The organism is Arthrobacter sp. zg-Y179, assembly GCF_020907345.1.
Taxonomy (GTDB): Bacteria; Actinomycetota; Actinomycetes; order Actinomycetales; family Micrococcaceae; genus Arthrobacter_B; species Arthrobacter_B jinronghuae.
Window position 1 is genome coordinate 18,791 of the sequence record NZ_JAJJOB010000013.1, and the last position, 21,146, is coordinate 39,936.

The window sequence follows — 21,146 nt, forward strand, 5'->3', positions numbered from 1 at the left end:
CAAATGGCTGATGTAGAACTGAACGGATCAGAGCCCTCCGCCGAGGTCCAGGAGGACCTGAACTCCCTGCTGGGTACCGCCCTCGGTGTGACGCAGGAGCAGCTTGAGGCGCAGGGTGCGTTCCTGCCGGCCGCGCTCGTGGTGCAGAACGACGGCGAGCTGCGGATGATCGCCGTCGCCCCCGAGGACAGCGACGAGGACCTGGACGCGGACTCGATGATCGATGACCTTTACACGGTGCTGACGGAGCAGAAGGGTGAGAACCGCGCGGTTGCCGTGTTCTCTGACATCCACCTGCCGGAGGAAAACACCGACGCCATCCACATCGTCACCGAGCACTCCGAAGGCGTCTGCATCTCCGCGATCCAGACCTACTCGGAGCAGGACGGCGAGTGGACGTTCAACGAACCCATCTGGGAGGGCGGCGAGCCCATCGTCTGGGCCGACGCTGAGTAACCAGCCCTAGCACTGCAAAAGAGAAGCCCCGCCGGAATTCCGGCGGGGCTTCCCTTTTATCTGCAGGTCAGGCGGTGGCGAAGCGGTCCTTCAGCTCGGCCAGCCGGTCCTTCAGCTCCTGCGGCAGCGTGGGACCGAAGCGGTGGTACCACTCGTCAATGCCGTCCAGCTCGGTGGCCCACTCCTGCGGATCCACGCGGACGGCCTGCTCCACGTCCTCGGGGGTCATGTCCAGGCCGGTGAGGTCAATGGAATCCCCCGTGGGCACAAACCCGATCGGGGTTTCCACCGCGTCCGCCGTGCCTTCGAGGCGTTCAATGACCCACTTGAGCACCCGGGCGTTGTCGCCGAAGCCCGGCCAGGCGAATCCGCCGTCGGCCGTGCGTCGGAACCAGTTCACCAGGAAGATCTTGGGCAGCTTCTCCTGGTTGGCCTTGCCGCTGAGTTCGATCCAGTGCCGCAGGTAGTCCCCGGCGTCGTAGCCCATGAACGGAAGCATGGCCATCGGATCGCGCCGGACCACACCCACCTGTCCGGCGGCGGCTGCGGTGGTTTCGGAGGACAGCGTGGACCCCATGAAGATGCCGCTGGCCCAGTCGCGGGCCTCCGTCACGAGGGGAACGGTGGTCTTGCGGCGCCCGCCGAACAGGATAGCCGAGACCGGAACCCCGTTCGGGGAGTGGTATTCGTCTGCCAGCATGTCGATCTGGTCGATCGGCGTGCAGAAGCGCGAGTTCGGATGTGCTGCCGGGCGGCCGGCGTCGGGCGTCCATTCCTGCCCGAGCCAGTCGATGAGGTGCGCGGGCGCCTCATCCGTCATGCCCTCCCACCAGACACCGCCGTCGTCCGTCAGTGCCACGTTGGTGAAGATGGAGTTGCCCTTGGCGATGGCACGCATGGCATTGGGGTTGGTGCTCCATCCGGTGCCGGGAGCGACGCCGAACAGGCCGGCCTCCGGGTTTACCGCACGCAGTTCACCCTCCTTGCCGAACCGCATCCAGGTGATGTCGTCCCCGAGGGTTTCGACCTTCCAGCCCTCGATGGTCGGATCCAGGAGCGCCAGGTTGGTCTTGCCGCAGGCGGACGGGAAGGCGGCGGAAACGAAGTAGTCCTTCTTCTCCGGGCTGGTGAGCTTGAGGATGAGCATGTGCTCGGCCAGCCAGCCTTCGTCCCGGGCCATGATGGAGGCAATGCGCAGGGCGTAGCACTTCTTGCCCAGCAGGGCGTTGCCGCCGTAGCCCGAACCGTAGGACCAGATGGAGCGGTCCTCGGGGAAGTGCACAATCCATTTCTCGTCGCTGCACGGCCAGGGCACATCGGCTTCGCCTTCGGCCAGCGGGAAGCCGACGGAGTGGAGTGCCGGAACGAAGAACGCGTCCAGCTCCTCCATCTTGCGCAGCACGTCGGTGCCGATGTTGGCCATGATCCGCATGGAGGCGACCACGTACGCACTGTCGGTGATTTCGACGCCGAACTTCGGGTCTTCCGCTGCCAGGTGGCCCATAACGAAGGGCACCACGTACATGGTGCGTCCGCGCATGGAACCGGCGAAGAGCCCGTTGAGCTTGGCACGCATCTCGCCCGGGTCCATCCAGTTGTTGGTGAAGCCGGCGTCTTCGCGCTTTTCGGAGCAGATGAAGGTCTGCTCTTCGACCCGGGCCACGTCCTTGGGATCCGAGAAGGCTGCAAAGGAATTCGGGAAGGTCTCGGGGTTCAGGCGCACCAGGGTGCCGGCGTCCACGAGTTCGTCTGTGAGGGACCGGTTTTCTTCTTCGGAACCGTCGACCCAGTACACGCGGTCAGGCTGCGTCAGCTCGGCTACTTCTTTTACCCACGCAAGGAGGGCCTGGTGGGTGGTGGGTGCAGCAGTACCTCCGGTAGTGCTGTCCAGCGGCTGGCTTGCAGCATTCTCGCCGTTCTCATCGAGAACTAGCTGACGCGCGTCATCGCCCATGACTCTTCCCTTCGTTGGGTCAGTGGTGTGTTTTGATGCTAGTTGTGCCTTTCGGAACGCTTTGCCGGAAAAGATCGCACCTTTACTGCCGCATTCGTGATCGGTCCCACAAATCCAAGAGAATCAGGACCTCCAGCCTACTCCAATGTGACCAACGTCACGTAGACCGGTCTAGTGACGCAGTCGACATGCTTCTCGATTGGTGTTGCCCCCAAAAGCCCGCTATAGTTATCTACGGCCAAACAGCCACGGAAGAACTTGAAAGAAACCGATGAGAATCGGTTTTGATACAATAGTTCTTATGCGTGCGTAGCTCAACGGATAGAGCATCTGACTACGGATCAGAAGGTTGGGGGTTCGAATCCCTTCGCGCGCACCACTCAGACCCGGTCTGATCAGGACAACTGATCGGACCGGGTTTTTTGTTGTCTCTGGCTACCCGTTCCTGCTCTGCGTAGTGTGGTCGGTAAGCAACCGGACCGGCAGTCTGCGCCGGAAGGCCTTTCCCGCAGCGGCCGGCCCCGGAAGGGAGCAGCGGCATGGCGAGTCCAAATTCCACCCAGCTGCCCGGCGTACTCATAGAGCTCGTACTGGAGAGCCCGGACGTCCAGGATTTCCTGAACAGGTCGGCGGTACTGGCCGCCCGCGAATTCTCCGGCCCCGATAGTCCCGTCTCCTGCGCCGTGACGCTCCTGTATAAATCCCGGCCCCGTGTCGTGGCCAGCAGCAGTGAGGAGGCCACGCGCATGGATGAAATCCAGTACTCCTACGGCGATGGACCCTGCCTTACAGCTGCTCACAGCGGGGAGACGGTCCTTGTGGCGGACCTGGCCGCCGAGAACCGCTGGCCGGACTACACGAGCGAGGTTTCCCGTCACGGCCTGGGCTCCCTCCTTGCCGTGCCCATCGTCCTGTCCGGCGACTACCTCAGTGCCCTGAACCTGTACGCAGATCGGGAAAACGCCTTCCCCGAGCCCACGGTGCAGGCGGCTGAGAGTTTTGCCCGGCATGCTGCGGCAGCCGTACGGCTGGCCATCCGGATTACCGACACTGCCTCAAGGGCAGAGGACCTTGTGGCCGCCATGCGTTCCCGCACGACCATCGATATTGCCATCGGCATCATCATGGGACAGAGCCGCTGCTCCCAGCAGCAGGCCTTCGATGTACTGCGTGCGGCCTCCAGCCACCGGAACATGAAGCTGCGCGAGGTGGCTGAAACCGTGGTGGCCTCTGTGAACGGACGCCCGGCGGAAACGCATTTCGAGGGGTAGGACAAGCTACCCGGTTGCCGCGCTCCCGCCGCGGTGCAAGGCTCATGTCCATGACTGAGACTCTGCAGACTGACGTAGTGGTGATTGGCGCAGGTGCCATGGGAGAGAATGCGGCAGACCGCATTGTCCGCGGCGGGTTAAGCGCCGTCCTGGTGGAAGCGGCCCTGGTCGGCGGCGAATGCTCCTACTGGGCCTGCATGCCTTCCAAGGCGCTCCTGCGGCCCGGCACAGCATTGAAAGAGGCACAGTCGCTGGCAGGTTCCCGCGAGGCGGTCACCGGCACGCTGGACGCCGCCGCCGTCCTGGAGCGCCGGAATTCGTTCACCTCCAACTGGGATGATGCAGGCCAGGCCGAGTGGGTCGCCGGCGCCGGCATCGAACTGGTCCGCGGCCGGGCACGGCTCACCGGAGAACGCGAGGTGGAAGTGGCCACCACTGACGGCCGGACCCTGCGTATTTCCGCGCAGCACGCCGTCGTCCTCGCCACCGGCTCCACCCCTTCCGTTCCGCCGATCGAGGGCCTGGACACCACCGATTACTGGGGCACCCGGGATGCCACCTCCGCCACCGGGATCCCCGGCCGCCTTGTCGTGATCGGCGGCGGAGTGTCCGGCGTCGAACTGGCGCAGGCCTACGCGCGTCTGGGCTCGAAGGTAACGCTGCTGGCCCGGCACGACATTCTGGGCTCCTTCCCCGAACCGGTACGTGCGCTGGTGCGGGAAGGACTCGAGGCCGACGGCGTCGACGTGCGCACCTCCGCCTCCCCCGCATCCGTGCGGAAGTCCGACGACGGCGGCGTGGAAGTATCGCTCGAGGGCGGCGACACCGTGAGCGGAGATCGGCTGCTGGTTTCCACCGGCCGCCGTCCTGCCCTGGACGGGCTGGGTCTTGAGGAAATCGGACTGGCCCCGAAGACACTGGACACCGATGATTCCGGCCGGGCGGTGGGCGTCGACGGCGGCTGGCTGTACGTGGTGGGGGACGCTGCGGGGAAAGTGCTGCTCACCCATCAGGGAAAATACGAGGCGCGGGCAACCGGCGACGCGATTGCGGCGCGGGCAAAGCAGGAACCCGGCAGCGCGGAACCGGCTGCCTGGAGCCGGTACACGGCAACTGCAGACCGTTACGCCGTCCCGCAGGTGGTGTTTACCGACCCGGAGGCGGCAATGGTCGGGCGGACTCTCGAGCAGGCCCGGGCCGACGGCGTCAACGCCTCCGAGACATCTCTGGAAATCGCCGTCGCCGGCTCCTCGCTGTATGCGGATAACTACCGCGGCTGGGCACAGATGGTGGTGGACGAGGACCGGAAAGTGCTGGTCGGGGTGACCTTCGTCGGGCCGGGTGTCTCGGAACTGCTGCACGCGGCAACGATTGCCATCACCGGCGAGGTCCCGCTGGACCGGCTCTGGCATGCCGTGCCCGCCTACCCCACCATCAGCGAGGTGTGGCTGCGGCTGTTGGAAAAGTACGGGCTCTAACTTCCGCCCGGTCCTGGTGTGGCAGACCTCTCCGCACCACCATTTGAACTGACCAGTCAGTTTCCCGTAGGTTTGCAGATGCGCCAGCCATGCGTGCCAGGCGCACAGCGACCCTAAGGACCCAAGGCGAAGACCATGCTCAGTGCGGAAACCCTCTATGTGAGGGGGCGCCACAGCGCCCTCCTTCCTCCGACCTCCCTTGAGGCGAATGCCGGAGGGCTGCTCCTGGTCTCCGGCGATGACCAGTCCACCCGTACCGCCCTCGCCCTGGTGCTCGCGGGCAGGATGCGGCCCACCTCCGGCACCCTCGTCTGGGGGCACAGCGCACAGACGGGGCATCTGCGTCGGCACGCGGCACTGATCGATTCGCCGGAGGTCAACGCACCCGAACAGCATTTCCGCGTCCGGGACCTGGTGGCCGAAGACCTTGCGCTGATCCCCCGCCGGAACCGGCCGCGGGGAAATGCTGCGGACTGGCTGTCCGACGAAGGCCTCTCGAATCTGGGTCCCCGGTGGATTGAGGAGCTCGAGCCGGCCGTACGGCTGGATCTGCTGACCCGGCTGGCACTGGCTGATGTCGACGTGGAGCTGCTGGTCTTTGATTCCCCCGACCGCCACGGCGCCGATCCGGAGGCCTGGCTGCCCGCAGTGACCGGCAGCGTGTCCCTACCCTCGCACCTGGTGACGGCCGTTGCGGTGGTGGCGCAGATCCCGCCGGACTGGACCGGTCCCGCCGCCGCTGCGGGGGCCACCGCCGGTATCGCTGAAAAGGTGCCCGCATGACCGCGTTCCGGCTGGCACTCAGCGAACTTCGCCGCATGACCAGCGGCACCCTGCCTAAGCTGGCTATCCTCGCACTCTCCCTGGTCCCCCTGCTTTACGGCGCCGTGTACCTGTACGCCAACTGGGATCCGTACGGAAACCTCGACGGCGTCAAGGCCGCCCTGGTGGTCGACGACGACGGCACCGACACCGCAGACGGCCGGCTCGATGTCGGCGCCACCGTCCGTGGGAACCTGCTGGAGGACGGCACCTTCGACTGGGAGCTGGTGGACAGCGCCGCTGCCGCTGAGCGCGGCGTGAAGGACGGCACGTATGAATTTGCCCTGACCATTCCCGGGGACTTCTCCGCGAACCTGGCCTCGGCGTCGGATCCGGCCACCGCCCGGAAGGCGAACCTGCATGTCACCACCAATGATGCGAACAACTACCTGCTCAGCAGCATCGTGGACAAACTGACCTCGTCCGTCCACGACACCGTGGCGGCCGAAGTCGGCGAGGAAACCGCCAGCCGGCTGCTGACGGGCTTCAGCACAGTGCACGGCCAGCTGGAACGGGCCGCCGACGGCGCCGGGCAGCTCGCCGAGGGTGCAGCGTCCGCGGATTCCGGGGCCGCCGAGCTCGTCACCGGGCTGGAAACCCTGTCCTCCGGGGCGCAGGAATTGGTCTCCGGGCAGGAACAGCTGGCCGCCGGAGCCAACCAGCTGTCAACGGGCGCCGGCGAGCTGTCCGCGGGGGCGGATCAATTGTCCTCAGGTGCCGTCGAGCTTTCCTCGGGTCTGGGCCAGCTCTCCTCCGCCACGGCACAGCTGCCGCAGCAGACACAGCAGCTGGCAGACGGCGCCCGACAGGTGGCCGCCGGGACGGCCGGCCTGGAATCCGCCGTAACCGCTTCGACCGACGCCGCCCGGCAGGGTGTCACCGATGCGGTGACACGGCTGGTGCAGCAGGGCGTCCTGACGCAGGAGCAGGCGGCAGCACTGCAGCACGAGCTGGCCGGAACCCCGGCCGGCAGCGGCGGGCTCGAGCAATTGAAGGCACTCTCGGACGGAGCTGCAGCCGTGTCGGCGGGTGCGGACCAACTGGCGGGCAGCGCCCCGCAGCTCACCTCGGGCATCAGCGCTGCGAACGACGGCGCGTCCAGCCTTTCCGCCGGCGCGGCAGACCTGTCCACCGGAGCGGCCGAACTTTCCTCCGGCGCGGCAGACCTGTCCACCGGAGCACAACAGGCACTGGACGGCACCCGGCAGCTGGCGGCAGGAGCCGACGCCGCCGCCGCCGGTGCGGGCAGCCTCCAGGACGGGGTCGGCGAGCTGCGCGACGGGTCTGCCGAGCTGGCCCGGCAGCTGACAGACGGTGCCGGCGAAATCCCCAACCCAAACGATGAGGAGCGGGCCAACGCCTCAGCGGTAATCGCCGATCCGCTGACCGTCCGAACCGTGGACCAGGCCGAGGCAGGCAGCTACGGCGCCGGGCTGGCACCCTATTTCCTGACGCTGGCCATGTGGGTGGGTATCTTCATGCTCTCGCAGGCCATGCGTCCCATCAGCCGCCGGGCCTTGGCTTCCAATGCCCCGGGCTGGAAGATTGCCCTGGGCGGCTGGCTGCCGTTCCTGGCCGTCTCACTGGTCCAGGCGACCCTGCTGTATGCGGCGGTGCGGTTCGGGCTGGGACTGGACGCCGTCCACCCGATGAGAGCCTGGGGGCTGCTGCTAATGGCTTCCATGGCGTTCTCGGCGTTGATCCAGGGCATCGTGGCGCTCTTGGGTTCAGTCGGCAAGTTCGTGGTGCTGGTGCTGCTGGTGCTGCAGCTGGTCTCCTCCGGCGGTACTTTCCCGTGGCAGACCATCCCGGCGCCCCTGCATCTGGCGCACGACATACTGCCGATGGGCTACACGGTAACCGGGCTGCGGCAACTGCTGTACGGCGGGGAACTTTCGCAGGTCACCGCCGTCGCCGTCGGACTGCTGGCGTACACCGCCGTCGGACTGCTGCTCTCCCTGCTGGCTGCCCGACGGCACCGGCTGTGGACCCTGAAGACGCTGCAGCCGGAGATCAGCATTTAGGCCCGGCGCACCACGAAGTCGGTGATGCGGGCGTCGCGGCCGTCCAGCTCGGCCCACGGCAGCGGGTGTTCCATGACAGTGAGGCCCGACGTCGGATAGCGGGTGGCCATTTCCATGACGGCTTCTTCGTCCGAGTCCGCGGAGGCAAGGCGCATGGCCAGGTCCTGGACGCCGGGAAGGTGGGCGATTACCAGCAGGCTGGTGACCGTTTCCGGAACGTGGTTGATGAGGCTGAGGATCCGCTCCGGCGTCGCCATGTAGAGACCGTCTTCGAGCTTGGCAGTGGGCGCCTTATCCCCGAGTTCCTTGCAGACCCAGGTGCATGTCTGCCGCGCGCGCAGGGCTGACGAGCAGAGGATGAAGTCGGGAATGCTGCCGTGCTCGCGCATCCATTGCCCGGCCAGGGGTGCGTCCCGGTGTCCGCGCCCGGAGAGCGGGCGCTCATGGTCTGCAACGTCGCGGGGCCAGTCCGCCTTGGCATGGCGAAGGAGCTGGAGTTTCTTGAGGTGGTGGCCGGTCATTTGCCAAGTTTAGCCGCGGACGGAGCCCCCGCTCCGTCCGCGGCTGCGGTCCAGGGACCGCGGCTGGCCGCTAGATGCTGTATTCCGGTGCGGCCCAGACAACAACCTCGGGGTGCTCGTAGAAGCGGTACCCCTGCCCGCGGACGGTGCGGACGGTGTTGGCCAGCCGGCCCAGCTTGGACCGCAGCCGCCGGATGTGGACGTCGATGGTGCGTTCGTTCGGCACCTCTTCGGCATTGCGCCACAGGCCTGCCAAAAGCTCTTCACGCCCAACGGTCCTGCTGGCGTTCTCCACCAGGTAGTTCAGGAGCTCGAATTCCTTGAAGGTCAGGTTCAGCGTGTCCCCGTCGAGGTGCACCTCGCGGCGGGACAGGTCGATCAGGACCCCGGAGGGCCGGATAGCTGCCGGAACCGGGGGTGCCGGAACCTGCTGCGGGGCCGGCTGACGCCGGACCGTGGGGTCCCCGAGGGCCTGCCGGACGACGTCGATATCCGAGCCGGTGGCTCCGGCAGGGGCAAGCGCCACGGCTGCATGGCTTTGGGCGCCTGGCACCAGGGCCTGTACGTAGGACCGGATTTCCTGCGCCAGCTTGCTCAGGGACGTGCCGTTGGCCGCGGCGGTTTCTTCATCGAGGCCTACATAAATAACGAATCCACGGGCAGCCGTGTCATTACTGACCGGCTGCGGCCCGGGAATACCGTTCGGGGTGACCACCGGCATGGGGGCGGTCATAGGGCTGGCATCCTGGCCCGGGACGGCGCGTAGCGGACGGGCTCCGGTGCTATTGGAGGCCGGGACGCTATAGGACTGGTTCCCAAACGGCTGCGCGCCGTAGGAGCTGGGGAAACCGCCGACGGCGGTCTGGCGCTGGGAACCTGATCCGGCGCGGTTCTGCGCATTGCGCAGGGAGATGTGGACGTAACCGGATGCTACTGACATGTGGGACCTCATCGTGACTTGACGTCATCACGGCTCGATTGCTGGGGGTGTGCCCGGTCGAGACGGCGCCTATTGTGCCCATAGTTGGGCCTGAGTCTTACCTCGGGATAGGGGTGGTTCCAGAGGTATGCATTCGACAACAGCCAGTCTCCTTCGCGGCCCGGAGACCGCCCGGGAAGACTGCGACTGCTGCTGCCGTGTTGGTGTTCACACTCCGGATTATTGCATGTCACAAAGGGATTCGCGCAAGTAACAAAGGGTCGGTTGTCTCACATAGTGGACGTTATGGGTCGTTTTGTGACGTAGTTCACAAAAAGACACAATGAATAGCTATGCGTAAATATGTATAAGACCTAAATCTATTTCGCTCCACTGCGCGCGCATTGTTCCGCTTTATCGAACGGTGTTTAAAAAAAGGCACCCACTCCGTAAGTGAGCTTACGGAGCAGGTGCCGTCAAGCATGGAAGCTGTTGTCCACATAGTGGACAACAGTTCAGAGCTCTTTTATTGGCGGGGAGCCGGCCTTACAGGCCGCTCCTTCGGACGAGGTGGTTAGACGACGCCGTAAAGCCGGTCGCCGGCATCGCCTAGGCCGGGAACAATGTAGGCGTGCTCGTCGAGGCGCTCGTCGATCGAGGCCAGGACGATGGTGACGTTCGCGTCCTGGAGTTCCTCCTGAAGCACCGAGAGGCCTTCCGGGGCTGCCAGCAGGCAGATGCAGATGACCTCTGCGGCGCCGCGCTGGAACATGAACTTGATCGCTTCGCGCAGCGTTCCGCCGGTGGCCAGCATCGGGTCCAGGACGAAGACCTGGCGGCCGGTGAGGTCATCCGGAAGGCGCTCGGCGTAGGTGATGGCTTCCAGTGTTTCTTCGTTCCGGGCCATACCCAGGAATCCAACCTCGGCCGTGGGGACCAGGCGGGTCATACCTTCGAGCATGCCGAGGCCGGCGCGCAGGATGGGAACCACCAGCGGGGTCGGCTTGACCAGGCCCGTGCCGACGGCGGAGGTGACGGGAGTCTCGATCGGAACCGGCTCCACGCGGACAGTTCGGGTGGCTTCATAGGCCAGCAGGGTGACCAGTTCTTCCGTCAGCTGACGGAAGTTCGGTGACGGGGTGTCCTTGTCGCGGAGAACGGTGAGTTTGTGGGCAACGAGGGGGTGATCCACTACAAGTACGCGCATGCTTCAAAACTACCATTGCCCCCTGCCTCTCTCCGCGTTCGCCCGTGCGCGCGCGGATGGGAGACGATGGCAGGCATGGAGTCCCTTTCCCGAACACACGAAACCTGGATGGGCCTTGCCCTGGCCGAAGCCCGCAAGGCGCTGGAGACAGGCGATGTGCCGATCGGCGCCGTCGTGCTGGGCCCCGACGGCGAGGTGCTGGGAACCGGGCGCAACGAGCGTGAGGCGACAGGGGACCCGACAGGCCACGCCGAGGTGCTGGCCATCCGGAAGGCGGCTGCCGCAGTCGGGGAATGGCGGCTGGAAGGCTGCACCCTGGTGGTGACGCTCGAACCGTGTGCCATGTGCGCCGGCGCGATTGTCCTGGCCCGGGTGCCGAAAGTGGTGTTCGGCGCCTGGGATGAGAAGGCCGGAGCCTCCGGTTCTGTGTTCGACATCCTGCGTGAGCGTCGCCTGAATCACTGGGTTGAGGTGTTTCCCGGCGTGCGCGAGGAGGAATCGGCGCGCCTGCTGCGGGACTTCTTCGGCTCAAAGCGCAACTCCTAGCGTTCCGCGCGGTTCGGTTTGTACGTAGGCTTACTAATCCCGGAACGCTACAACTAAGGAGTTTCCGTTATGGGATCAGAGCAGGATGGACGGGACACCGTCGTCAAGATTCTTGAAAAGGCTCGAATTGCCACGGTGACCACCGTGGATCTGCAGGGAAACCTGGTCAGCCGGCCGTTGCAGCTGCAGGAGGCGGATTCGGACGGCAACCTGTGGTTCTTCACTCCGGACCCCTCCCCCAAGGCCGACGAGGTCCGTGCGAACCCGCACGTGAACGTGGCCATCAGTGATTCCGAGGGCTTCCTGTCCATCAGCGGTACGGCCACGCTGACGAAGGACCAGGGCAAGATTTCCTCCCTGTGGAAGACCTCGGTGGAGGGCTGGTTCGAGCAGGGCCGCGAAGACCCGTCTGTCGCGCTGCTGAAGGTGGACTCGGACACCGCCGAATACTGGGCCTCGGATGAACCGAAGCTCGTCAGCCTGTTCAAGATCGGCAAAGCTGCCGCCACCGGCGGAACTCCCAATATCGGCAAGAACGACGTCGTCGACCTCTAGTTCCAACTGGTCCCCCAGGTCTTGACGGGGCAGCTTTTGGGAGTTGGGCCTTCAACCCGGTAAGGTTGACGCGTTGGTGACGTGTCCGAGCGGCCGAAGGTGCAACACTCGAAATGTTGTTTGGTGTAAAAGCCAACGTGGGTTCAAATCCCACCGTCACCGCCACTGAAAACCCCCGGGAAACCGGGGGTTTTCTGCATTTTCAGGGTCTTCGTGGTGCATCTATCAGGTGTAGAAGAATCGCACGGCGTGAAAGAAGACCGGTGCCGCAAAGCAGAGCGAGTCCAGCCGGTCCATGATGCCGCCGTGACCGGGGATGATGGAGCCGAAGTCCTTGATGCCGCGGTCCCGCTTGATGGCAGACATCACCAGCCCTCCGGCGAAACCCATCACGCAGGAGATGAATGCCAGGAGCGCGGCCATCAACGGGGTGAACGGCGTGACCCACCATAGGGCAGCCCCCAGGGCGGTGGCCGAAAGCACTCCCCCGATGAACCCTTCCCAAGTCTTGTTGGGACTCACGCTCGGCGCGATCGGGTGCTTCCCGAGCGTCTTGCCCCACACGTACTGCAGCACATCGGAGCCCTGCACCACGATCAGCAGGAACAGCAGCAGATGCGCGCCGGTGGCCCCACCAGTCCCAGGCGCCGAGCCTTCAGCCGCATCTCGGCCTGCCTCCATGGCAAACGGAAGCTGCAGCAGCGCCGGGGCGTAACTGATGGCGTAGACGCATACCATCAGCGCCCACTGAATGGCCGCGGTTCGCTGCAGGAACCCGGTGGTCTGCCCGGCGAGTGCATTGCGCGCAGGCAGGAAGAGGAAGGCGTACACCGGGATGAACACACTGAACATGCCGTACCAGTGCTCCCACACAAACCAGTAGTGCACCGCGGGGATGATGAACACCAGCCACACGAGCACTTTGTGATCTCCGCGCCCGGTCGGTGAGATGGTGATGAACTCGCGCAGTGCCAGAAATGACAGCAGCAGAAACAGCACAATGGTCACTGTCTCGCCGGCTGCCAGGACAGCGCCTATCAGTGCGACCATCAACCACCAGGCGTTGATGCGCTGCTTCAGGTTCACGATGGTGCTCGTGATGCCCAAGCGGCGGCCCAGAACCCACGCGACCACGGTCGCTAAAACTAGGACACCGACGACGCCGCCGAGGAGTTTCAGCGACGACGAGTCCAACAAACCCAGTTCCCAGCCGCTCACGGGTTGTCCTGCCGGTCCTGGCTGCGAGGGGCCGAGACGCCGTCGTCCTCTCCAGGGGGAGATTGCGGGCCTTGATGCTTGGCGAGGGCTTCCACGAGAACCTCCCGGGCGCGGGTCAGGAACGTCTGCCTGTCCTCATCGGGATCTAGATGGAGGGGCTCGCAGAAGATGAGAGTCGAGAGGTGAGGCACCGGGATCACCTCACCTTTGGGGAGGATCCGTCCGAGGTTGGCCAGCGTCACGGGGACCACCGGTACCTCAGGGTGGAGACGAGCCAGTTTGTACAGTCCGCCGTGAAACTGGGCGATCGTATCGCCGTCGCCGCGGGTGCCTTCAGGGAAGATAATCAGCGAATCACCGGCGGCCAGCACCTCAGCCATGCCCTCCACCTGTCCCTTGGGGCTGACCCCTGAGTCCGACGTGCGCTGCCGGCGGCTGCTGGAGCCGTGGCGTTCGACCAAATAGGCGTTGAAGATCTGTTCGGCAAAGGCCTTACGCACCCCAGAGCCCCAGTAGTCCTTGGCTGCCACGGGGCGGGCGCGTTGCTGAAGCTCTGGCGGCAGTGCGGCCCAAATGGTGAGGAAGTCCAGATGGCTCGAATGGTTCGCGTAATAGATGGCCTGCCCCGGTAGATCCAGTTCGGATTCTCCGGCTGCAGTCACCACGCGCGCACCGGCGAAGGCGCTGATAAGTTTCGCGAGGCTGCGCCGGGAGGCCCTGCCGACGTTCATGATGGCAAGTCCTTGCTGCGGGCACGCAGCGCAGCGCTGACACGGCGCAGTCGGCGAGCACAGGTGAGCAGGGAGCCTACCGCGATGAGCGCCAGCGTGCCGAACAGTGCCCACCCTTCCGACCAGGGAAGCCATGGTTCGGCGATGCCCACCAGGACCCCGATCATCAGCAACCACATGCGGTGCGGTTTGGCCAAGGGACCGTCGAAGAAGTTTCCCGTGCCGAGGGCTGCTCCGAGGCAGCGGATGTAAGCGGTGAGTACGGCGAGTATCGCCGCAAGGAATCCCAGCGTCACCCCGAAATCGACTCGGTCTGCGGTCACCAGCCCGGCGGTGGCGATGCCTGCCGCCCCCAGGAACAGCACATCGGAGATCCGATCAGGCAGTTCATTGTAGATATCACCCACCGGTGAGCTCATACCCTTTTCCACGGCCAGCATTCCGTCGAGCATGTTCAACAACAAACGCAGCGGTATACAGGCAGCAGCCGCGGCCAGAAGGACAGCACGAATTATGGCGTCGTCGGTATGTGCCGACCAGATCAGCGCAGCGGCGCCCACTGCGGCGAACACCACTGAACCGACCGAAATCTGATTGGGGGTGAGTTTCGCCGCCGCAAGAATATCTGCAGATTTAGCCGCCCATTGGGTGCTGCGCTGCGGGATTTCCCGCCTGTCCGTTCCGTGGCTCATATAAAGTGTCCGTTCATTTGGCCCTTTGTTGTAGCTCATACGCTAATGCGAGCCGAGCGGCGGAAATGGCAGCAACCCGCGATCAATCCCGTGGTTCCACTTCACCATTCATTAGAGTGTAAGCATGAGGCGCAAATCACTCTCCAGGAACGCCCTGCGGGACCACGGAATCGCCGGCGCCTGGGGCTTCGCAGAAGCAACGTTCTTCTTTGTGGTCCCCGATGTGTGGACATCCTGGGTGGGGCTGCGCCGACCGAAACGCGCCCTCGGCACCACGCTCTCAGCCCTCGGCGGCGCAATGGCCGGAGGGGCAGCGACGTACTGGTGGGGCCGCAAGATAGCCGCAAACACCTCGCGTAAGGCGTTGGTGAAAGTTCCGGCGGTTACGGATGCCATGATCAGCGAGGTGGAGCAGGCGATCGCCGAGTCCGGGGCCGCATCTTTGCTGCGGGGCCCCACCCGCGGAATCCCGTACAAGCTCTACGCGCGGGCAGCCGGGCTGCAGCGGACCCCGCTCGTGACCTTTCTTGCCTGGACCGTGCCCGGCCGAATGATCCGGTTCGTGGTGGTGACAGCGGCAGTATCCGGGATTGCCGCTATGGGTCGCCGCCGGTTCCCTGGACTCTCTGAACGGAGCATCTCGACCGTGTTCTGGATCTGCTGGGGTGCGTTCTACGCGGTATTCATTCCGCTGAAGGCTCGTCGCGGGTCAGCCAGCAATCTGCCGGGACCTGATATTCAGCAGTCCCGCGATTTTGAACGCTGAGACCGGACAGCCGTTACTGCGTCTACTCCTCGAGCGCGTCTATCCGTTGATTTCCTCGAAAGACAGGACCTCGGATGCCAGGCCAAGCAGACCCGTCCATTCGCCGCACTCCTGCGTGGTGATGTACACACGCTGATACGGCCCCCGCCATTGCGGCTCCCGGATACCTGCGATCCCGCGGCTTCATCCACAGTGCATTCAATCCGCACATGGTGGCTCTCGTCATATAGGGACGCCATCCGCGGGACCACCATAGTCGCTAAAAGCAACAGCAGGATGGCGGGATATATTAATCGGGCGGAACGCCGCTTTTTCTGCGGTTGTTGTCCATTCTTCTCGGCCGGGCCACCGTCGGCTTGCTCAGGCGAGTGATTTATTTCTTTGTCCTCATCAACAGTTATCCGGAATCAGCGATGGCAGTGAAGCCGTCAGACTATTCCTTCAAACGAGAAGACTTCAGACGTCATGTGCAGACGATCTGAAAGCCAGCAAGAAAATGCCCGGACGCAAAGCGTCCGGGCATTTCTCGTTTTAATCGCAGGTGCGCAGTTACTCGCGGTTCAGCTTGTCCTGAACCGTGCCGGCAACCTTTTCCACGACGTTGGGGATGTCGGTGGTGCCGTAGTAACGGGCATCCGGACGCGTGACGTCCGGCATCGGAGCCGTGGTGGTGGGGCCTTCGTGGTAGCTGAACTCGCCCTTGCCGTCCGGCGTGGGGCCGGAAGCCCAGGAACCCTCGGAGGCGTGCTTGCCGTCGGAGAAGTTCAGGTACTGGTAGGAAACCTCGCGGTGTTCCTTCTTGATCGGGAAGTTGCTCGGAACCGGAAGCAGCTCGTGGCCCTCTTCCTGCAGTTCCTTGGCAGCGGCCGTCCACATGTTCTGGTGCATCGTGTCGCGGGCCAGGAGGAACGCGAGCATATCGCGGACGCCCTTGTCATCGGTCATGTGGTACAGGCGGGCGACGGCGAGGCGTCCCTGCATTTCGATGTTGGCGTTGGACGTGAAGTCGGCGAGCAGGTTGCCGCTGGCAGTCACGTAGCCACCGGTCCACGGGTTGCCGTTGCTGTCCACCGGACGGGCGCCGGCACCGGCAACAATGGCGTGCTGAACATCCATACCGCCGACGACTGCTGCGATCGTCGGATCCGACTGCACGGCGTCGTCGGTGATACCCAGGGGAGCCTTTTCCAGCAGCTGGGCAATCATGATGGCCAGCATTTCCACGTGGCCCATCTCTTCGGCGGCGATGCCGTAGAGCAGGTCGCGGTACTTACCGGGCAGGTGGGAATTCCACGACTGGAATCCGTACTGCATTGCTACGGTGATTTCGCCGTACTGTCCGCCAAGGACTTCCTGAAGCTTGCGGGCGAAAACAGCATCCGGCTTATCGGGTGTCGCCGAGAACTGGAGTTCCTGCTTATGGAAAAACACTATGCACCTCCGCATATCAGGCCCGACATCAGTTGGGTCGCCTCTTATGGCGACCCCGGGGGCCAGTATGTGAAACCTATCCCAACAGGCAAGTTATAAGCAAGCTTAGTAGTTTGACCGAGGCAGGACGGTTTTCCTGTTGGACCTTCTCGACGAAAAACGCCTGCACTGCCCGACTTGCCTTCACCGGGATCCGCCGTTTAGCCTAATACCCGAGGCCCAGCAGTGCGCCGCGGAACTCCTATTTTGGGAATCCTGTGGACCATAAACTGCGTGTACTCGTTCGGCTCGATGTCGACCCTTCCTCCGCCGTCCTTGAAGTGACCGGCTGCCTCACAGCCGACAGCTGGGGTTCCCTGACACCCCTGATCCGGAAAACTGCCGCTCTTGTGCGCGGACACCGGATTACCGTGGACCTGACCGCAGCCCAGCACATCGAACGTGCTGCCCTTCCCCTCCTTCGTGAAAACGTTGCCGGGCGGGACATTGACCTCAGGATCGAGTGTCCGGACATTCTCCCCGAGTGCCCGGCCCTGGTCTCGGCCGCCGGAGGGGCGAAGCAATGAGACTCTTCCGCACCCAGCACGCTTCGGCCTTGTCACTGTTTGATCTGCCGGCAGATCCCTTGGATGTCAGAGCGCTGGCCGCTCTGCCCCAGAGGACTTTGCTAAGCCTGACGGACCGTGTCTATCGGCAACTGGATTCCGAGCATCCCCCCGCCTACGCGCTGGACTGGTACAGCGCATTGGCCGGTGAATGGGCCAGACGGACGGGCGTGGGCGGCCGCCCGGAGGGTCAGACCCATCACGCCTGGACGGAAAACCATGAGGAACCGTGAGGTCAGCCGTGCCCAGTGATCTCCCTCTGGACGAACTTTCCACTCTTATGGCCCGGATGCGTGGGATGCTCCTCACCGAGGAAACCGTGGCCCACGCCGTCGACCTGCTTGCCGAGGCAATGCGGGAAAGCATTCCCGGCACCGTGGGGGCCGGTGTTTCACTGATGGATGAGCAGGGCCGCAGGACCAGCACAGGGTCCACCGACGGGCTGGTGGTCGCTGCCGACGAGCTGCAGTACCGGCTGGGAGACGGGCCTTGCCTGGAAGCCTGGGCCAGTGCTGCCCCCGTGCGGTCGGATGACCTCGCGGCGGAGATCCGCTGGCAGGGATGGAGCGTCCCGGCGGCTGAGCTGGGGTTACGCTCGGTCCTGAGTGTGCCGTTGCTCCACAAGAGGGACATCCTCGGTGCAATGAAGATCTACTCCATGGAGACCGCGGCCTTTAACGAGCACAGCGAGCATCTGCTGACGCTCTTCGCCGGCCCCGCGGCGACACTGCTTGCGAACGTCCAGTCCACCGAAGTGCCGCACCGGGCCAGCAGGGAACTGAAAGACGCCATGGCCAGCCGGGACAGCATCGCGTTGGCCCGCGGTATTCTCATGGAGCGGAACAGGCTTAATACAGAGGAGGCCATGCGTGAGCTGATCATCAGCTCACGGAGCAACGGGCATTCCCTGCGCAGCGTCTCCGAACAAGTCATAATGAGCGTTAGCAACCGAGAGCGCTACTAGGGGCAGACGATGGGTTTCGAGGCTGTTGAGCCGGAGCAACGGCAGTTGCTCAAGAAAGCGCTTGAGGACGCCCGGTTGACAGTGCCCGAAGTGTGGATGAAGTACTTCAGCATCGGAGGCGCAGCCGGCGAATACGAAATCGATGCCTATATCAACGGGTCCCTGTCCCTCCCTCCCTTCCAGCGGGACATCCTCGCCCATGCCGCGAACGAGCTCATCGACCAACTGCCCGCACGTCCGCGTGCGCCGTACAGTGCCGAGGTGACCCAACGCCGTGCAGTTGACGGACGTGAGGTGAACGGCCTGGGCGCCGAAAATGATCCCTCGCAACGGCACCGGAGAAACGCCGGCGAGGACTAGCAGCCTCCCGGCTTCGCCCGCCGTGGCAACGAGCCCGGGCAGCCTTTGTAGGATGAAGCATGGACACCAACGAATCACAGCCCACCATTGCCCAGCTGCGTGCACGGCAGACCGACCTTGTGCTCGCCCTGGCGACTGAGTCCCGCTCCGACCGCCTGCAGCAGTACAGCGATGAACTGGAGTTCCTCGTGAAGTACATCCAGGAACGCGAAGAAGCCGAGGCCGCCGCATCGCACCCCGCCTCTGCCTCCACCCCTTCCCCCGCCGGGGACACCGCTCCCCAGGCCGACGGCGTCGAGCAGCGTGAAGACGGCGTGGTGATTGAGCCTGGCTCCGATCTGGAGGCCGACGTCGACCGCGACAACCGCTAAGCCGGCACCACCCCGGATTCAGTCCTCCCAGAAGCGCCGGACGACGTCGGCAATCTCCTTCGCCTGCCGCCGGCCCGCCGCGACCGAGGGCCGGCGGGTGGAATCGAGCAGCATGTTGGTGCCAAAGGCCTGCAACGCCTGTGCGTCGGCTTCAATCAACAACGGCTTACCGTCCTTGCTGATCGTTTTCAGCGCCTGAGGGAGGGTGGGCCCGAAGGGGCTCTGCGGCGCCTCGAGTCCGCAGGAAACCACCAGCACCTTCCCAAAGCCGGCAGCGACATCGGCATTGGTACCCGAGCGCATACCCCCGTCCATGTAGACCCTCCCGTTGATGTGCACGGGCGGCCACACCGTCGGGACAGTGCAGCTGGCGGTGACCGCCAAACCAAGGTCCACGCCGGAATCGCCGTCGAACACCTTGAAGCTGCCGTCTTCGGCGTCCACCACCGTGACACCCAGCGCCTTTTCGGGCCAGGCCGGGAAAGGAACCAGTGAACGGATGCTGTTCACCCAGGCCTCCTCGGTCAGCTGCGTGTCCGCTTTGAGGGCCAACTGCCCCAGGCGTGCGCGGGCGGCTTTCTCCCCGCCGCCGCCAAAGCCGGCCGCGCCCATGATGTTCATGAACCGCTCGCCGTCGAATGCGTCCGGCTCCTGGTAATCCGCGGCGCCGGCTCCTTCCTCAGCCGTCTCCTGGGCGAGCGCCGCAGCCCGCAGCTGCCCGAAGCGAAGGGCGGTTCCCACCACCGATCCGGCCGATGTACCGACGACGAGGTCTGCCTCATTGAGGTCGATGCCCTGGTCCAGCAGTTCCGCCAGCAGGCCGATCTCCCAGGCGATGCCGGCAACTCCGCCGCCGCCCAACACCACCGCACGCGATTCCAACACGTTGTAACCTCCTGGCTTGCCGCCGTCGAAGTGCTCTTCGTTGTCCACGCAGTGTAAGCCCGGCGCCCGCCCGGTTACCGGACCTCACCGGTTCCGGGCTTGAATGGTTGCATGGCATTAAAAGTTTTGATGGTGGGCCGCAAGCACGAGGACTGGGTTGTTGACGGGATCCGCCGGTACGAAAAGCGGTTGAAGAAGCCCTTCGACCTGACCTGGGTCCCCATTCCGCATTCGGCCCGGGAAGGCGACGCCGCCCGCCGGGAGGAGTCCGAGCGGCTGCTGGCGAAGGTCGGATCCGACTACGTGATCCTGCTGGACGAGCGGGGCAAGGCCATCACCTCGCCGGCGCTGGCGCAGACCCTGCAGAGACCGCTGGATTCCTCGCGCAACGTCACTCTGATCATCGGCGGGGCCTACGGCGTGGACCAGAGTGTCCACGACCGTGCCGACTTTGTCTGGTCCCTCTCCCCCCTGGTGTTCCCCCACCAACTGGTCCGATTGATCCTCGCGGAGCAGGTGTACCGGGCCCAGGAGATCGCCGGCGGACGCCCCTACCACCACGAATAAGGCAGGGGGCGACGGCGGGACTTCCGCTCGGACCCGGTGTGCAGCCGGTGCTGCGGCTGCACGGTAAAGTAGGAGCAGTTTTTCAGCAGTCCGGCAGGCTCCGTGCCGCGGCCGGCGGGACCGGAGAGGGAAGCATGCCGCAGCGCACCGATCCCTTCCGGCTGCTACGCGCCGGAATCGCCACGGCGGTCATTTTCGCGCTGGCCACCGGTGCGCATCTGGCCGGCGGCGGGATACTCCCCGAACCGGTCCTCCTCATAGCCCTGGCCGCCTTCACCCTGGCCGGCGTCAGCATCACCGCCGGGCGCCGGTTCCGGCCCGGCAGCCTCTTCCTGGTCCTCGGCGCCGCGCAGCTCGGACTCCATGAAGCCTTTGACCTCCTGACCTCCGGCGTCCAGTGCCTGCCCGGCGCTTCCACCCACCACGGCGTTGCCGTCGTCTGTCCGGAGGCGGCGCCGCTGCCCGGTGCTGCCCTGTCCGGTTTCCACGCGCTCCAGCACGACGCCGGCCCCGCCCTGTTCCTCGCGCACCTCGCCGCCGTGGCGCTGTCCGCGCTGGTGCTCGCCCGGGGCGAGGACGCCCTGCACGCCACGGCGGCCTGGCTGCGGCCGCTGTTCACGCCGCCGGCCCCGACGAGGTTCCAACCCGTCCGGCCGCAGGCGATTTCCGGTCCCGCCGCCGGGACCCCGCGCGCCCGGTTCTGCTCCGCGCGCCCGTTGCGCGGGCCGCCGTCGTACGCATTGGCCTAATTCCTTTTCCAGTACTTCCCGCCTCCAGCGCGGTTTTTTGGCAATGCGCCACCG

General features: G+C 64.8%; 23 protein-coding genes and 2 tRNA genes. 16 read left to right on the forward strand and 9 right to left on the reverse strand.

What is annotated here, in order from left to right; genetic code table 11:
* The first annotated feature begins 3 nt into the window (after positions 1 to 3).
* On the forward strand, positions 4 to 456 hold the full coding sequence (locus tag LOC56_RS14355; RefSeq protein ID WP_229952962.1) for a hypothetical protein: 453 nt from the start codon (positions 4 to 6) through the stop codon (positions 454 to 456).
* 67 nt (positions 457 to 523) lie between these two features.
* On the opposite strand, the gene LOC56_RS14360 is transcribed toward LOC56_RS14355, so the two are convergent.
* The gene (locus LOC56_RS14360) at positions 524 to 2,410 is read right to left on the reverse strand and encodes a phosphoenolpyruvate carboxykinase (GTP) (protein ID WP_229952963.1); all 1,887 of its coding nucleotides are present in this window, start codon (positions 2,408 to 2,410) and stop codon (positions 524 to 526) included.
* Positions 2,411 to 2,713: 303 nt separating this feature from the next.
* Between LOC56_RS14360 and LOC56_RS14365 the strand changes: the two genes are divergently transcribed.
* The 5 genes from LOC56_RS14365 to LOC56_RS14385 all read left to right on the forward strand — a co-directional run bounded on the left by LOC56_RS14365 (position 2,714) and on the right by LOC56_RS14385 (position 8,005).
* A tRNA-Arg gene (locus LOC56_RS14365) sits at positions 2,714 to 2,789 on the forward strand.
* Positions 2,790 to 2,949: 160 nt separating this feature from the next.
* Complete coding sequence (locus LOC56_RS14370) at positions 2,950 to 3,681, forward strand: GAF and ANTAR domain-containing protein (RefSeq protein ID WP_229952964.1); 732 nt, start codon at positions 2,950 to 2,952, stop codon at positions 3,679 to 3,681.
* 50 nt (positions 3,682 to 3,731) lie between these two features.
* Positions 3,732 to 5,159 carry a dihydrolipoyl dehydrogenase family protein gene (locus tag LOC56_RS14375; RefSeq protein ID WP_229952965.1) on the forward strand — a complete coding sequence of 476 codons (1,428 nt, stop codon included), beginning with the start codon at positions 3,732 to 3,734 and terminating at the stop codon, positions 5,157 to 5,159.
* Between the two features lie 135 nt (positions 5,160 to 5,294).
* Positions 5,295 to 5,942, forward strand: coding sequence for an ABC transporter ATP-binding protein (locus LOC56_RS14380; protein WP_229952966.1), 648 nt, complete (start codon positions 5,295 to 5,297; stop codon positions 5,940 to 5,942).
* On the forward strand, positions 5,939 to 8,005 hold the full coding sequence (locus LOC56_RS14385) for a YhgE/Pip domain-containing protein (protein WP_229952967.1): 2,067 nt from the start codon (positions 5,939 to 5,941) through the stop codon (positions 8,003 to 8,005). The genes LOC56_RS14380 and LOC56_RS14385 overlap by 4 nt, the downstream gene beginning before the upstream one ends.
* Here the strand turns inward: LOC56_RS14385 and LOC56_RS14390 are convergent.
* The 3 genes from LOC56_RS14390 to upp all read right to left on the reverse strand — a co-directional run bounded on the left by LOC56_RS14390 (position 8,002) and on the right by upp (position 10,652).
* Complete coding sequence (locus LOC56_RS14390) at positions 8,002 to 8,526, reverse strand: SixA phosphatase family protein (RefSeq protein ID WP_229952968.1); 525 nt, start codon at positions 8,524 to 8,526, stop codon at positions 8,002 to 8,004. The genes LOC56_RS14385 and LOC56_RS14390 overlap by 4 nt on opposite strands.
* A gap of 70 nt (positions 8,527 to 8,596) precedes the next feature.
* Entirely contained in the window at positions 8,597 to 9,466 is an 870-nt protein-coding gene (locus tag LOC56_RS14395; RefSeq protein WP_229952969.1) for a winged helix-turn-helix domain-containing protein, read from the reverse strand.
* A gap of 553 nt (positions 9,467 to 10,019) precedes the next feature.
* Positions 10,020 to 10,652, reverse strand: coding sequence for a uracil phosphoribosyltransferase (gene upp, locus LOC56_RS14400; RefSeq protein WP_229952970.1), 633 nt, complete (start codon positions 10,650 to 10,652; stop codon positions 10,020 to 10,022).
* 75 nt (positions 10,653 to 10,727) lie between these two features.
* On the opposite strand from upp, the gene tadA reads away from it, so the two are divergent.
* The 3 genes from tadA to LOC56_RS14415 all read left to right on the forward strand — a co-directional run bounded on the left by tadA (position 10,728) and on the right by LOC56_RS14415 (position 11,918).
* Positions 10,728 to 11,198, forward strand: coding sequence for a tRNA adenosine(34) deaminase TadA (gene tadA, locus LOC56_RS14405; RefSeq protein ID WP_229952971.1), 471 nt, complete (start codon positions 10,728 to 10,730; stop codon positions 11,196 to 11,198).
* A gap of 69 nt (positions 11,199 to 11,267) precedes the next feature.
* The gene (locus LOC56_RS14410; protein ID WP_229952972.1) at positions 11,268 to 11,753 is read left to right on the forward strand and encodes a pyridoxamine 5'-phosphate oxidase family protein; all 486 of its coding nucleotides are present in this window, start codon (positions 11,268 to 11,270) and stop codon (positions 11,751 to 11,753) included.
* 75 nt (positions 11,754 to 11,828) lie between these two features.
* A tRNA-Ser gene (locus tag LOC56_RS14415) sits at positions 11,829 to 11,918 on the forward strand.
* 60 nt (positions 11,919 to 11,978) lie between these two features.
* Here LOC56_RS14415 and LOC56_RS14420 read toward each other — a convergent pair.
* From LOC56_RS14420 to LOC56_RS14430, 3 genes are read right to left on the reverse strand one after another with little or no spacing between them, the layout of a single operon-like run.
* The gene (locus LOC56_RS14420; RefSeq protein WP_229952973.1) at positions 11,979 to 12,971 is read right to left on the reverse strand and encodes a phosphatidate cytidylyltransferase; all 993 of its coding nucleotides are present in this window, start codon (positions 12,969 to 12,971) and stop codon (positions 11,979 to 11,981) included.
* Positions 12,968 to 13,702: a lysophospholipid acyltransferase family protein gene (locus LOC56_RS14425; protein WP_229952974.1), complete on the reverse strand. Its 735-nt coding sequence runs from the start codon at positions 13,700 to 13,702 to the stop codon at positions 12,968 to 12,970. Before LOC56_RS14425 ends, LOC56_RS14420 begins: the two co-directional genes overlap by 4 nt.
* On the reverse strand, positions 13,699 to 14,433 hold the full coding sequence (locus LOC56_RS14430; protein ID WP_229952975.1) for a CDP-alcohol phosphatidyltransferase family protein: 735 nt from the start codon (positions 14,431 to 14,433) through the stop codon (positions 13,699 to 13,701). Before LOC56_RS14430 ends, LOC56_RS14425 begins: the two co-directional genes overlap by 4 nt.
* Before the next feature lie 85 nt (positions 14,434 to 14,518).
* Here LOC56_RS14430 and LOC56_RS14435 point away from each other — a divergent pair, with 85 nt between their 5' ends.
* Positions 14,519 to 15,160 carry a hypothetical protein gene (locus LOC56_RS14435; RefSeq protein WP_229952976.1) on the forward strand — a complete coding sequence of 214 codons (642 nt, stop codon included), beginning with the start codon at positions 14,519 to 14,521 and terminating at the stop codon, positions 15,158 to 15,160.
* 549 nt (positions 15,161 to 15,709) lie between these two features.
* Here the strand turns inward: LOC56_RS14435 and LOC56_RS14440 are convergent.
* Positions 15,710 to 16,591 (reverse strand): manganese catalase family protein, encoded by an 882-nt coding sequence (locus tag LOC56_RS14440; protein WP_146364083.1) that lies wholly within the window; start codon positions 16,589 to 16,591, stop codon positions 15,710 to 15,712.
* A gap of 257 nt (positions 16,592 to 16,848) precedes the next feature.
* Between LOC56_RS14440 and LOC56_RS14445 the strand changes: the two genes are divergently transcribed.
* The 4 genes from LOC56_RS14445 (at position 16,849) to LOC56_RS14460 (ending at position 18,891) form a co-directional block, all read left to right on the forward strand.
* Entirely contained in the window at positions 16,849 to 17,157 is a 309-nt protein-coding gene (locus LOC56_RS14445) for a hypothetical protein (protein WP_229952977.1), read from the forward strand.
* Positions 17,158 to 17,437: 280 nt separating this feature from the next.
* On the forward strand, positions 17,438 to 18,160 hold the full coding sequence (locus LOC56_RS14450; RefSeq protein WP_229952978.1) for a GAF domain-containing protein: 723 nt from the start codon (positions 17,438 to 17,440) through the stop codon (positions 18,158 to 18,160).
* Between the two features lie 75 nt (positions 18,161 to 18,235).
* Positions 18,236 to 18,520 (forward strand): hypothetical protein, encoded by a 285-nt coding sequence (locus LOC56_RS14455; RefSeq protein WP_231703880.1) that lies wholly within the window; start codon positions 18,236 to 18,238, stop codon positions 18,518 to 18,520.
* Between the two features lie 59 nt (positions 18,521 to 18,579).
* Positions 18,580 to 18,891: a hypothetical protein gene (locus LOC56_RS14460; RefSeq protein ID WP_229952979.1), complete on the forward strand. Its 312-nt coding sequence runs from the start codon at positions 18,580 to 18,582 to the stop codon at positions 18,889 to 18,891.
* An 18-nt stretch (positions 18,892 to 18,909) separates the two neighbouring features.
* Here the strand turns inward: LOC56_RS14460 and LOC56_RS14465 are convergent, their stop codons facing one another.
* The gene (locus LOC56_RS14465) at positions 18,910 to 19,824 is read right to left on the reverse strand and encodes a patatin-like phospholipase family protein (protein WP_229952980.1); all 915 of its coding nucleotides are present in this window, start codon (positions 19,822 to 19,824) and stop codon (positions 18,910 to 18,912) included.
* A gap of 63 nt (positions 19,825 to 19,887) precedes the next feature.
* On the opposite strand from LOC56_RS14465, the gene LOC56_RS14470 reads away from it, so the two are divergent.
* Entirely contained in the window at positions 19,888 to 20,343 is a 456-nt protein-coding gene (locus tag LOC56_RS14470; protein ID WP_229952981.1) for a 23S rRNA (pseudouridine(1915)-N(3))-methyltransferase RlmH, read from the forward strand.
* A 134-nt stretch (positions 20,344 to 20,477) separates the two neighbouring features.
* Entirely contained in the window at positions 20,478 to 21,092 is a 615-nt protein-coding gene (locus LOC56_RS14475; RefSeq protein ID WP_229952982.1) for a hypothetical protein, read from the forward strand.
* Positions 21,093 to 21,146 lie beyond the last annotated feature (54 nt).